The organism is Natrinema marinum (genome assembly GCF_024296685.1).
GTDB lineage: Archaea > Halobacteriota > Halobacteria > Halobacteriales > Natrialbaceae > Natrinema > Natrinema marinum.
On sequence record NZ_CP100763.1, the window covers coordinates 1180721 to 1192161 of the forward strand.

General features: G+C 64.2%; 13 protein-coding genes. 7 read left to right on the forward strand and 6 right to left on the reverse strand.

The genetic code is table 11. The features are described from left to right. Positions 1–123 precede the first annotated feature (123 nt). Both NKH51_RS05790 and NKH51_RS05795 read left to right on the forward strand, forming a co-directional pair. Positions 124–1833 carry an RICIN domain-containing protein gene (locus NKH51_RS05790; protein ID WP_254764299.1) on the forward strand — a complete coding sequence of 570 codons (1710 nt, stop codon included), beginning with the start codon at positions 124–126 and terminating at the stop codon, positions 1831–1833. A gap of 127 nt (positions 1834–1960) precedes the next feature. Continuing rightward, positions 1961–2410 carry a hypothetical protein gene (locus NKH51_RS05795; protein ID WP_254765123.1) on the forward strand — a complete coding sequence of 150 codons (450 nt, stop codon included), beginning with the start codon at positions 1961–1963 and terminating at the stop codon, positions 2408–2410. 46 nt (positions 2411–2456) lie between these two features. On the opposite strand, the gene NKH51_RS05800 is transcribed toward NKH51_RS05795, so the two are convergent. The 3 genes from NKH51_RS05800 to NKH51_RS05810 form a co-directional block, all read right to left on the reverse strand. Continuing rightward, positions 2457–3023, reverse strand: coding sequence for a DUF7344 domain-containing protein (locus NKH51_RS05800; protein WP_254764300.1), 567 nt, complete (start codon positions 3021–3023; stop codon positions 2457–2459). Positions 3024–3439: 416 nt separating this feature from the next. Next, the gene (locus NKH51_RS05805; RefSeq protein WP_254764301.1) at positions 3440–4138 is read right to left on the reverse strand and encodes a helix-turn-helix domain-containing protein; all 699 of its coding nucleotides are present in this window, start codon (positions 4136–4138) and stop codon (positions 3440–3442) included. 504 nt (positions 4139–4642) lie between these two features. Next, positions 4643–5566, reverse strand: a complete 924-nt coding sequence (locus NKH51_RS05810; protein ID WP_254764302.1) for an HhH-GPD family protein — start codon at positions 5564–5566, stop codon at positions 4643–4645. 93 nt (positions 5567–5659) lie between these two features. On the opposite strand from NKH51_RS05810, the gene NKH51_RS05815 reads away from it, so the two are divergent. The 3 genes from NKH51_RS05815 (at position 5660) to NKH51_RS18805 (ending at position 6590) form a co-directional block, all read left to right on the forward strand. Continuing rightward, on the forward strand, positions 5660–5929 hold the full coding sequence (locus NKH51_RS05815) for a hypothetical protein (RefSeq protein WP_254764303.1): 270 nt from the start codon (positions 5660–5662) through the stop codon (positions 5927–5929). A 78-nt stretch (positions 5930–6007) separates the two neighbouring features. Further along, complete coding sequence (locus NKH51_RS05820) at positions 6008–6331, forward strand: ribbon-helix-helix protein (protein WP_254764304.1); 324 nt, start codon at positions 6008–6010, stop codon at positions 6329–6331. Positions 6332–6464: 133 nt separating this feature from the next. Next, the gene (locus NKH51_RS18805) at positions 6465–6590 is read left to right on the forward strand and encodes a hypothetical protein (protein ID WP_256527517.1); all 126 of its coding nucleotides are present in this window, start codon (positions 6465–6467) and stop codon (positions 6588–6590) included. A gap of 172 nt (positions 6591–6762) precedes the next feature. Here the strand turns inward: NKH51_RS18805 and han are convergent, their stop codons facing one another. Together han and NKH51_RS05830 are read right to left on the reverse strand one after the other, a co-directional pair. Continuing rightward, on the reverse strand, positions 6763–8667 hold the full coding sequence (han, locus tag NKH51_RS05825; RefSeq protein ID WP_254764305.1) for a Hef-associated nuclease: 1905 nt from the start codon (positions 8665–8667) through the stop codon (positions 6763–6765). A gap of 122 nt (positions 8668–8789) precedes the next feature. Continuing rightward, positions 8790–9908, reverse strand: a complete 1119-nt coding sequence (locus NKH51_RS05830; protein WP_256527518.1) for an outer membrane protein assembly factor BamB family protein — start codon at positions 9906–9908, stop codon at positions 8790–8792. A 237-nt stretch (positions 9909–10145) separates the two neighbouring features. Here NKH51_RS05830 and NKH51_RS05835 point away from each other — a divergent pair, with 237 nt between their 5' ends. Beyond that, the gene (locus NKH51_RS05835) at positions 10146–10643 is read left to right on the forward strand and encodes a Mov34/MPN/PAD-1 family protein (RefSeq protein WP_254764307.1); all 498 of its coding nucleotides are present in this window, start codon (positions 10146–10148) and stop codon (positions 10641–10643) included. Positions 10644–10737: 94 nt separating this feature from the next. Further along, positions 10738–11169, forward strand: a complete 432-nt coding sequence (locus NKH51_RS05840; protein WP_254764308.1) for an FAD synthase family protein — start codon at positions 10738–10740, stop codon at positions 11167–11169. 86 nt (positions 11170–11255) lie between these two features. On the opposite strand, the gene NKH51_RS05845 is transcribed toward NKH51_RS05840, so the two are convergent. Beyond that, positions 11256–11411 carry a hypothetical protein gene (locus NKH51_RS05845; RefSeq protein ID WP_254764309.1) on the reverse strand — a complete coding sequence of 52 codons (156 nt, stop codon included), beginning with the start codon at positions 11409–11411 and terminating at the stop codon, positions 11256–11258. Positions 11412–11441 lie beyond the last annotated feature (30 nt).

Here is an 11441-nt window from a genome sequence, read left to right on the forward strand (position 1 = left end):
GGGTCGCGAGAGCTACCGAAGCGGCAGGTTTCACGACCGCTTATTATATACATCATATCTGAGTATAATTAATATTGTAAAAATATATATTTAGTTCTGTGACATTGTGATTGGTGTATTTCCATGAACCACTCACGGCGGAGCTATCTCAAAGCGGCAGCGGCATCGGCGATGATCGGCGCGGGATCGACGAGTTCGTTCCTCGGCTCGGTGGCGGCCCAATCCGGCGGCGCCCACTACGGACTCGACGACGGGTTCGCGGACACCTCGTGGCTCGAAAGCGAGAACGTGCAGGTGATCAGGGTCACGGAGCCGACGCGGAGCGCGGTCGCGAACGCGTTTCAAGCGAGCGGTCCGCGCCTGGTCGTCTTCGAGACCAGCGGCACGATCGACCTCGGAAACGAGAATCTGGCGATTACGGAGGACAAGTGCTGGGTAGCCGGACAGACGGCACCCTCGCCAGGGATCACGTTCATCAAGGGCGCCGTTCAGATCAGTGCCAACGACTGCGTTGTCCAGCACATCCGATCGCGAATCGGCCCCGGCGACGGCTCGATCCAGGGCAACGACGCGTTCAACACGCAAGACGGCACGCAGAACAACGTCGTCGACCACGTGACGGCCTCGTGGGGAGTCGATGAGTGTCTCTCCGTTGGTTACGACACGCAGAACACGACGGTCATCAACTCGCTGATCTACGAGGGGCTGTGGAACCCCTACGGTAACGAGGCCGACCACAACTACGGTTCGCTCATCGGCGACGGCGCGTCGAACGTGACGCTGGCCGGCAACGTCTGGGCGAAGTGTCGCGGTCGTCTCCCGCGGCTCAAAGCCGACACCGAGACGGTCGTCGTCAACAACCTCACCTACTTCTTCGACGAGTCGGCCAACGCCGACAGCTCCGCCACCACGAGCTTCGTCGGTAACGTCTATACCGGCCTGACCGACACCGGCGACCCGATTCTCGAGGGGACGCCCACGGCCTATCACAGTGACAACGTGACGGCCGATCCGGCGCTTTCCGGCCAGTCGTTCGCCGAGGTCTCGAGTACGGGGTCGCCGCCGCTGTGGCCGAGCGGCCTCTCCGAGCTTCCCTCGAGCGACGTCGAGAGTCACAATCTCGCGAACGCGGGAGCGCGCCCGGCCGATCGGACCGGCAACGACCAGCGCATCGTCCAAGAGATTCGCGACCGCGCGGGCAACGACCGGCTCGATTCGCCGCACGACTATTGGGTCGGCCACCACGACGAGGTCGGCGGCTACCCGCAACTACCGGTCAACACCCACTCGCTGTCGGTCCCCGACAGCGGCCTACGCGACTGGCTCGCCCAGTGGGCCAGCGCGGTCGAGAACGGCGGTTCGGCGCCCGGCGACGGCAGCGGCGACGACGGGAGCGCGAGCGGCCCGATCCCGACGGGTACCTACGAGATCGTCAACGTCCACAGCGGCCAGCTTCTCGAGGTGGCTAACGCCTCGACGGCCGACGGTGCGAACGTCCAGCAGTGGCCCGCCAACGGCCATCCGACCCAGCAGTGGTACGTCGAGGATCTGGGCAACGGCGAGTACCACATCCAAAACGAAAACAGCGGCAAGCTCCTCGAGGTCGCGTTCGCCGAGACGACCGACGGCGCAAACGTCCGCCAGTATGCCCCGACAGGCTCTGCCTGTCAGCGCTGGGGTATCGTCGACGACGGCGGCCAGTACGCACTCGAGGCCGTCCACAGCGGCAAGGTCGCCGACGTCGAAAACTGGTCGACCGAAAGCGGCGCGAACGTCATGCAATGGCCCGATACGGGCGGTGCCAACCAGCGCTGGACGTTCGAGTCCGTCTGAGATCGCTCGCTCTTAAGGCGACAACTGGTACAGCCGGAGGACCTTCCGTCGGTAGGTCGACGCCTCGAGTGCGCGAGATGACTCCGGTTCGCGCCGGAGCGCCCGACAGGTGTGTCTCGCGTTCCTCATGATCGGACCGAACGTGGCGGTTGCTGGCTGTGCGCTCGCACTCGCGGTAGCAGTCGGGCTGGTGGCCCACGAGTGGGCGCACGCAACGGTTCTCCGACTCGCCCGCGTCGAGTACTCGGTTTCGTATTTCCCTGGCCGACCGGACGGGATCGTCTCGCTCCTGACGACCCGTCCCTGGGCTGCCGTTCACCCCCGGCCGACCGGCCGCGAGCCCGCGTGGGCCCTTCGACTTGCGGCCCTCGCACCCGCGCTCCTCGCGCTCCCTGTCTTCGGGCTCGCGGCCGCCGGCTACGTGACGACCGAGACGCCGGTCGTCGCCGCGGCGGCCATCGGCTGGCTGGCCTGTGCGCTCCCCAGCCCGCAGGACTTCTCGGTCGCGTTTCACGCCCATCGCCTGCTCGAGCGGACTCGAGAACCGAGCGCATCAGCCCCCTCCCGCGCCGACTGACGGTCGTCGCTGGCTGTGCGCTTCGAACCGCTCGGCGGGCCCGCTGTTACTGGACGTGACCGGTCGACCACGCGTGGATACCGGTCACGACCGCGAACGCGACGAGGATGATAGCGCCGCCGGTGAGACCGCTGATCGGCACGATTCCCATCGCGATCACGGCGAGAAGGAGGCCGCCCAGGCCGGCCGTCCCCGCGTACCACAGTGGCCACCGATCGGCCGACTCGGTCTCGCCGGGCGGACGGAGGTACTGATCGAACTGGTTCGCGAGCGGGGTCGCCGCGACCCGGCCGCGGTCCTTATCGTAGTCGACGATCCCATGATTGTCGAGCTTCGGCAGGTGAGACTGGTACAACGAGATGTAGACCCGCTGGCGTTCGTCCGATTGCAGGTTCTCGACGGTCGTGTCCTGCTCCCAGGCGGCGATCTGTTCGGCGAGCTCGCGCAGGCGCACTGGTTCCTCCGCCTCTCGGAGATATCGGAGCACGTCACGCCGCCGCCTCGTCTGCAAGAGATGGTAGATATCGTCGAGGTCCAGATCCGACGAGAGCGCCTCCGCATCGGGTGTTCGCGTCGGTCCGTCGACCGCATCCGTGTGACTGCGACCGATCACTCTCGTTCCCGACAGACTGTATTCCTGACGAACAGATAAAGCTACGGACTCGGTTTGAACGACCGTCGGGCTAGTAAGTAAAACAGAGGAACGGGTCGAGAGCCGACCCGCCGGGTGTCCGGTAGCAACGCGGTCATACAGCCACGAATGACCGCGTATCGGTAATTGAGCACGGGTGATCCACCGGCGTATTCAGGCTTCTCGGTGCGGCGGGCGGTCGACACCTCGCCGACACCGTAGTATTAGTGTGTCCAGTAATAAAGCTACCTCTCGAGACAAATACGACAGATGGCTCGGTAAAATATAAAATACGTGGCAAAATATGGGGAGAGAGTATTTCATACGCAAATGTTTCCCCCACATCTGCCACCAGAGATAGCGATCTGTCAGCCGCTCGGAAACGACTACCGGTTCGATCAGGGATCGATCTCCATGGGTGCGGTTCGATCGGAGAGCTCGGCGCTGACGAGGGCGGCGTGACTGCGGCGAAGTCGCTCGGAAAGCGCCTGGTGGGAGATTCCCAGTTCCGAGGCCAGTTCCTTGAGCGTGACGCCCCTCGGCACGTCGAAATAGCCCAGTTCGTGAGCCTTGTAGATCGTCTCGTACTGCGTCTCGGTCAGCGGCGTCCGCGCCGTCGCGAGATCGTCGACGCCGCTGATCCGGGTGACGTTCGCCCGGTACTCGTACTGCTCGAAGAGTTCGTGACACGTCGAGACCGACTCGCGGTCGTGAAAGAGCAGTTTCAGCTTCCAGCGCCCGTCGTGGCCGCGTGCCGTCAGGATCGCTCCGTCGTGTTCGGTCACGATCTCCTCGAAGAGCTTCACGCCGTCCCCGAATTCGAGCCGAAACAGCCAGCGGTCTCCCGGTCCGACGGCAGGCCCATCTTCCGCCGGAGAGCCACCGCTGTCGTCCGCGACGCTCCCGATCAGATCGACCGACGGATCCGCCTCGAGGGCGTTCCGAACTGTCTCTCGGTCCGGACCGCCCGTCCAGACCAGCGGCGACGCTCCGCCGATCAGTCCCCCGACCTGAAACTCGAACGCCGACACTCGATCGAACGTCCGGTCGAAACCGAGTCGATCGGCCGGAATCTCGAGTTCGACGACTGTAGTCATTATCGGACTCCACCACAGAGACGTATAGACGGATTTTGTTACCGGTAGCCTTTCCCGCCACCCAATCGCAGTGACTGTCAGTATCATGTGAGGATCGCTCGAGACAACAAGTCCGCCGAGGACCGCTTTCCGTCCTTTCCCCGGCAGCTCCTCATTATTCTCTGCCGAAAATGTTGCTACCATAATATGTCTGCCGGTCGCGACGAGGGGCCGAACGAGTCGAACACCTTGTGGGTTCTCAACCCCTGAAACTCCTGGCTAGCTACAAGTGCGGTGACATCGTTGGTTTCGGTGGCCAACTACTGGAATTTGGCCGTCAGGGAATGCGCGGCGCTCGTCGTCCGTTCTTTTCCGTTCCTCTCGGCCGTGTACTCGAGCGTACGCTACATCCCTTGGACGACCTTGCTACTCCCAGTCGATTCGAACGTCATCCAGCACAGGAAGAAGGCGTCCAACACCAGAACGGCGTAGCTTCGCGATCCGTGGGCTTGAGCGGTCGGACAGTCAGCGACGGAGCCGCGCGACCCGGTCGCCGTCGCGCTCGGTCGTTTCGACCAGTTCGTCGTCGGACAGATCGGCGAGCAGTCCCTCGAGCCATTCGCGACCGTACTCTCCGCCGGGCGCGTAGTCAACCCGAATGCGGTGGCCGAGCGTATCGAGCTCGAGTTCGTCGTACTCCCGCAACGCGGCGATCACGCGGCCGCGGAACTGCCGGCGGCTCCCCTCGAAGCTCGGCTGGGTCGGCACGTCGGGGGCGGTGAAGTCGCCGGTGGCGTAGGCGTCACACCACTCGCGCCACGGGCAGCCCGCCTCGTCGCAAGCGGGCGTCTGCTCGCAGGCGACGCCGCCGAGTTCCATGATCGCGTTGTTCCAGACGCGAGAGCGGCCCGCGGGCATGAGTTTCCGTGCCGCGTCCTCGAAGGCCGCGTCGTCGTCCGGCACGTCGAAGGCCCGATAGAGCACCCGTTTGACGTTCGTGTCGACGACCGCGTCGCCATTGTCGAACGCGAAACTCGCCACCGCGTTGGCGGTGTAGGGACCAACACCCATCAGTTCCTGTAGTTCGTCCGGCGTCTCCGGGAAGCTGCTGTCGTACTCCTCCTCGACCTGTCGGGCCGCTTCGTGCAGGTACTTCGCCCGGTTGTTGTACCCGAGACTGTGGTCGGTCCAGAACCCCACCACGTCCGCGCGGTCCGCGTCGGCCAGATCGGCGGTTGTCGGCCAGCGCTCGAGGAACGCCTCCCAGGCCTCGACGACGCGGCTGAGCTGGGTCTGCTGGCTCATTACCTCGCTGACGAGGATCGCGTAGGCGTCGTCGGTTCGCCGCCACGGAAAGTCGCGGTGGTCGTCCTCGTACCACGCGATCAGCGCCTCGCGAGCGGCCTCGAGATCGTCCGGCAGCGCCCGTTCCCCTGCCTCTGCTGTCATCGGCGGGGGTTAGGGAAGCGACGGTTTAGGGGTGGTGGTCGACGGCGACGTATCCCGGTACGCTTTTGATCGTACACACGCCACCCGACTGACATGAGTTCGCAGTCGCTCGGTCTCAAACTGATCGCCGTCGGATTTGCGGCCCTCGTCGGTCCGTATCTCGTCACGCTGTACCTGTCGCTCGGTCCCATCGGATGGATGCTCGTCGGCGGATCGATCGTGGTCGCGGGCATCGTCGTCTCGCTGCGTGAATCGGCCGGGTACGACGACGTCGACCACCTCGAGCGGACGAACTGCGAGTCCTGCGGCGCTCGGATCGACGCCGACGCCGATACCTGTGACTACTGTGGGGCCAGCTGCTGAATCCGCGCCGCCGAGTGAGGCGGTCGAACCCGACTCGACCACGAAAGGCCTATCCGGCCCGCTCGAGTCCCCTCCCGTATGAGTCTCGACGACCTCTCCGACGACGTGACGGACTCGTATTCTGATATCGGCGACGAACTGACCGTCTCGCTCGACCGCGAGACGCGCAACGAGTTGGCCCTGCTCGAGACCGCCTTAGAGCCCGAGGCGACGGACGAACTCGTCCGACGGGCGATCCACATGCTCTTTCAGTCGACCGTCGACACCGGAAAGATCGATTTCCAACTCCGGTCTGGGTACGACGTGACCTACGACGAGTACCTCTCGGGGATGACTTTCGAGGAAATGACCGGCGCGGACCAGTATCCGACGATGGACGACGAGCGCCGCTATCAGTTCTGATCCGACGGGAATCGACCGGTCGGTCACCCTCGCGTGACTCGAGCAGACGACCATATTATCCATTTAATGCCAATCATACACTCGTTACTGCATAATAGGTCAGTTTATGACCTCTCGCGGCTTGCAGTCCAATATGGCAATCAGTCAAGTTACCGCCGACGCGTACCGCTGTCCCGAGTGTGCGGGATCGATCGCGACTCGATACGAGTCGCTCGTCTGTGACGACTGCGGCCACACGCCGCATCACGGCGCTGACTGAGTCGGTCGCCGTCTCGAGTCGCCCGCCGAACACTCTCCCCGGTTTTCGATCTCGAGCGCGTGTCGCTCCCGATATCGGTCGGTCGACGACCGAGAGTCATCGCTCTCGTCGTGACAACGCCGTACTCGCGTGAAAACAGTCGAATTGACCTCGAGCGCGACCCCGTCGCGGCTCAGTCGTCGATCGGCGCGGCGCTCGAGAGCGCCTCGTCGATGTCGGCCTCGGCCATCTTCTCGACCAAGGCGTCGATCACTTCCTCGCGCTTGCCGGTAACGAACTTGATCGAGCCGACGACGAGGTGGCCGCCGCCGGAGACGCCGCCGCCGGCGATCTCGGCCTCGAGTTCGGAGACCATGTTGGGGATATCCAGTCGGACGCCATCACTGCGGAGAACGGCGAAGTCCGGGCCGTAGCCGACCGTGATGACCGGATCGCCGGTCTCCTCGATCTTGCGGTCGTGGATCTCGCCGGTGGTCTTGCCCGGCGCGGGGTAGGTGAATCGGTGGGCGTAGTTCTCGACATCGATCCGGTAGAGGTGCGCGCCGTTCTCGAGCGTCTCGTGCTCAAGGTGGGACATCGCGGCATCGAGTTGGTCGTCGACCGCTTCGCGACCGCGCTCGGCGAAGAACTCGACGAGGTCGCGGTGGCGTTCCTCGTCGTCGCTGTCGACCTCGAGCAGGTCCTGAATCAGCTGGTCGCCGGAGTTGTAGCGCAGCCAGAACGCGGCGTAGTCGAGCGCCTCGCTGACGTCCTGGAGGCGCGCTTCGTCGTAGCCCTCCTCGGCGGCGAGCGCGATGTAGTCGTCCATCGCGTCGGCCTTCGAGCGGTCCGAGAGGCCGGCGACGGCCGGGATGTGACGGAGTTCCTCGGTCATCTCGGGGTAGATCATTCGCGCGAGTTCGACACAGAGCATCCCCGTCGTGATCCGGTAGTCCTCGTCGTGGAGGTACGGGTTCACGTGGGCGTCGAGCAGCTCACCCACCGCGTCGGGATCGGGGTGGTGATGGTCGACCGCCACGATCGGGATGTCGTAGTGGGCCAGCGTCTCGTAGGCCGGCACGTCCTCGGCGGTCGAACCGTTGTCCAGCATGAGCAACAGGGGGAGCTGCTGGCCGTGTTTCTCTCGGTCCTCGAGCGCGAAGTTCAGGTCCCGCGTAGCGTCTTCCATCTCGTAGAAGGGGGCCTTCGCAGGCAGGCGCTTGATGAGGTGACGCGGGGCGTTCCCGTCCTCGTGTACGTCGGCGATGAACCGTTCGAGGGCGATCTGGACCGGAACCGCGGCGCACATCCCGTCGCCGTCGGCGTGGTGGCGCACGCGGATCGGCCGCCCCTCGAGCACCGTCCGACGGAGCAGTCGGGCGACTTCTTCGAGATCCGGCCGGAGTTTCTCGAAAGCCGGCCAGTCGATCAGCGGCTCGACATCGTGGGGCTCGGCGCGAGCCTCGAGACTGCGCTCGAGGCGTTCGCGAGCCTCGTCGGCATCCTCGCCCTCGAGTTTCGAGAGGCCCTCGACCTCGATCTGGACGGAGCCCTCGCGGTGTTCTGGCGTGCCCGTCACGCGGACGATGTCACCGACTTCGATGGTGGGGTAAGCGCGGACGCCGGCCTCTTCGAAGGCGGCACAGGGGACGACGCCGGACTCGTCGGCGACGTGGAAGATCGTCGGGCCGGCGGTCTGTTTGACCTGCGTGACCTCGCCCTCGAGGTGAATCTGTTCGCCGACGTTCGCCTCGAGGCGGTCGGTGCCGGTCAGCGCGTAGTCGTGGGTGACTTCGGCGAGCGTGTAGTCATCGACATCGACGGGCTCGAACGCCATGTCGCCGTTGTCGCGGATGCTCTCGAGTTCGACGACGAGCTCGTCGCCGACGGCGAACGTTCCCTCGAGGACGGATTCGTGGACGAGACCGGAGACGGAGTCGGAGAGATCGACGAAGACGCCGTAGTCGACGATGCCGTTGATTTCGGCGAGATAGGAGCGCCCCTCTGCTACGTCGTCGGCGGTACAATCGGAAGCAAGATCGTAGACGACGGAATCCCCGTCGCCTGCGCCGGGTTCCCCGGCGGAGTCACGCGTCATCTTGACTCGTCGTTTGGGGTGGTCGCGTATAACCCTTGTCAAGAAGCGATGGCGGCTCGAGGGAATCGATCACTGGATCCCGATTCGGCTGTTTGTGGCGGATCAGAACACAGCGAGGCCCCTCACGCAGGCGGTGACAGCGCCCAAAGCGTTCCGTCACTGGTCTGTGCGAATGCTCGCTCGCCGGCGGCACCGAGTGCGAAGTCACCGGTCGAGAGCGATGTCTCGGACCGGGGAAAGAACGACGCGCCGTCGGTCCACGTCACGGTTCCGTCGTCGGTCCCGATGACGAACGTGGCCGCCGTCGACACCGCTCGCTCGACGGGTGCGTCGAACCGCATCTCGTACCGCTCGCTCCCGTCTTCCAACGAGAGTTCGTATATCGTGCCGAAGACGTCCGACGGAGCGGCGTCGGTTTTCTCTGCGACGAGTAGCGACGAGTCGCTTCCGTGGAATCCCATTATCTCGGCACCTCGACCGAACGATGTCCGCCATCGAGGGGAGCCGTCCGTCTCGTCGAGCGCGACGGCGTCTCCGCCACCGCCGACGTAGACCGTGTCGTCGATCGGAGTCGGACCGACGGCAGTCACGTCCCATCGTTCCGGTCGCCAACGCCAGGTCAGAGTTCCGTCGGCGGCCGCGAGCGCGATGACTCCGTCCGAATCGCCGAAATAGACCGCGTCGTCGTCGGCTGCCAACTGATCGTCCGGGGCAGCGACGACGGTGAAATCCGTCCCGTCGACAGCGGACCGCTCCCAGCGAATCGAGCCGTCCGCGGTTTCGATCGCGGCGAGGCTACCGTTTGCAGTATACAACGTTCCGTTCGCTACGGCCATCGACGACGAGAGATTGGCGACCGTTTGCGTCCACCGGCGCTCCCCCGTGTGAGCGTCGAAGGCGACGACTCGAGATCGGTCTGGTACCCGTTTTTCGCCGGCGAACACGGTGCCGTCGGCGGCGGCGACCCCGGTCATTCTCCCGAACTCACGCTCCCACTTTTGCTTTCCCGTCTCTGTATCGAACGCGACTAGACGCCCGTCTTTTAAATTGCCCTCGCGACGGCCACCGGCGACGACGACTCCGTCAGTAGCGACCGGTGGTGTGAGCATATCCGGTTCCGGGACCGAAGCTGACCAATCAGTTCCGGCGGGGTTCCGAAGTCGGGGAAACGATGCACACCCAACGATAGCGGACGGGAGAACGCTAACGACGGTAGCGAGCGCTGAACGGCGGGAGGGCATGGTTCGATATTGGATCCATAACTCAGATATGTCTTTTGTCCTACTGTATCGCGAACGATAAAACTGGATCGAATCAACTGTGCTCCGGGAGGAGTACGTGACCTGGTGCACTGCGTTCGACCGATATCGACGGCATCGCGCCGAAGGGCGCGGTTCCGGACAAGCCGGTGGTCGACGTAATTCGAGGCGAACCGGTGCATCGGAACGTTTAGCAACCGCAAAGCCGCAGGTGGGTGTATGGGGCTGTTCGACGCGCTGTTTCGCTCGAGCGAGATCCTCGGCATCGCCGAGGAGACGCTGGAGTTCGCCCTCGAGTCCTCCGAGGAGACCCATCCCAACGAGTACATGGGGTTTCTCCGGGGGACCGAGGCCGATCGGCTGGGAGTGGACCGGGATGGGCTGGTCATCACGGACATTCTCGTGGTACCCGGCACCGAGTCCAACAGCGTCAGCGCGACCGTCAAGACGAACCAGATACCCAACGACGTGAAGGCGCTGGGGAGTATCCACTCTCACCCGAACGGCGTCATCAGGCCGAGCAACGCGGATCTGGATACCTTCGGACGGGGCAGCGTTCACGTCATCATCGGCGCACCATATCGCCGGACCGACTGGAAGGCGTTCGACTCCCAGGGGAAACCGACGCAACTGAACGTGATCGACGTCGACCTGCCCGACACCGAGGACTTCTTCGATTTCACGCAGGCGGACATCGACGAGGAACTGCGAGGATGAGACTGGCAACGCTCGAGACGATGCTATCAGTGACTACCGGACCACGGACGGCGGAATCGATGCGGAAACGACGGGCTGATTCGGGGGCACAGCCGTGACGCGGACGGTCATCGCCCAGGGGACCTTCGACATCCTCCACCCCGGCCACGTTCACTACCTCGAGGAGGCCGCCGCGATGGGCGACGAACTGTACGTGATCGTCGCGCGCAAGGCGAACGTCGATCACAAGGAGAAACCGATCTGTCCGGGGACGCAGCGTCGAGACGTGGTGGGCGCGCTCGCGGCCGTCGACGAGGCGATACTCGGCCACGAGGAGGATATCTTCATCCCGATCGAGGAGATCGATCCCGACGTGATCGCGCTGGGCCACGACCAGCACCACGACGACGAGGCCATTTCGGCCGAACTCGAGCGCCGCGGGATCGACTGCGAGGTTCGCCGCGCGAGCGCTCGAGAGCCGACCGACGACGCGCAACTGCTGTCGACGCGGCTGATCATCGATCGCATCCTCGAGCGACGAGGATAACAGTCAGGGCCCTCGTCCGTCCCGAATCGAGCGACGTAGAGACCGGTCGCTGGGCGCGTCAGGCGGGGCGATCGACGGCAGCCGGCTCAGTTCTCGAGGATCACCGGTGGTGGGAGCCGAAGCGAGTCGACCGTGTGACCCGTCTCGACGAAGTGTTCGATCGCCTTCTCCGACACCTCCTTTTCGGTGTAGCCGTCGGCAGTGCTGGCCTGCCAGTCACACTCGAGACAGTATTTGCACATACGTCGGTCTAGCTGGTATTCGATCGCATG